Consider the following 797-nt stretch of genomic DNA (forward strand, 5'->3'; position numbering starts at 1 on the left):
GGTTAGGCGCGTTAGCATAGGGCAACTCACTATTGTTATTGTAAGGTCGTTAAAAAGCCCCTTACGGGGCTTTTACGAGACTCTTTTCAGGGCGTTTACAGCTTGCTCTCAAGCTCCGGCAGAATCTCAAATAGATCGCCGACCAGGCCGTAATCAGCCACCTGGAAGATCGGTGCTTCATCGTCTTTGTTGATCGCAACAATGACCTTGGAGTCTTTCATACCCGCCAGGTGCTGGATGGCACCGGAGATACCCACGGCGATATACAGATCCGGGGCGACGATCTTACCGGTCTGGCCGACCTGCATATCGTTGGGCACAAAGCCTGCGTCCACCGCGGCCCGGGAAGCACCAATGGCGGCCCCCAGCTTGTCGGCAATGCCGTCGAGCAGCTTGAAGTTCTCACCGTTGCCCATCCCGCGACCACCGGAGATGACCACCTTGGCGCCGCCCAGCTCGGGGCGATCCGAGGCCGCCAGCTCTTCTTTAACAAAGCTGGACTGGCTGTTTTCAACCACTGCATCGACGGCTTCAACGGGGGCACTGTTACCCTCGCCCACCGCGTCAAAGCCGGTGGAACGAATGGTAATGACTTTTAACGCGTCGTCGCTTTTCACCGTCGCAATGGCGTTACCCGCGTAAATCGGGCGCTTGAAAGTATCGGCGCTATCCACGGCGATAACATCCGACAGTTGGCTAACGTCTTTCAGTGCCGCTAGCCGCGGCAGCACGTTTTTGCCAGTGGTAGAGGCACTAGCGAGTACGTGGGTGTAATCACCCGCCAGTTCGACCAGCAG

Annotated in this window: 1 protein-coding gene; it reads right to left on the reverse strand. The window is 57.2% G+C overall.

Annotated features, from left to right (window positions below):
- Window positions 1–95: 95 nt before the first annotated feature.
- Window positions 96–797: electron transfer flavoprotein subunit alpha/FixB family protein (locus A6R74_RS13930; RefSeq protein WP_064235102.1), on the reverse strand; the 702-nt coding region annotated here is incomplete at its 5' end.

Source organism: Halomonas sp. ALS9 (genome assembly GCF_001651035.1).
Taxonomy (GTDB): domain Bacteria; phylum Pseudomonadota; class Gammaproteobacteria; order Pseudomonadales; family Halomonadaceae; genus Vreelandella.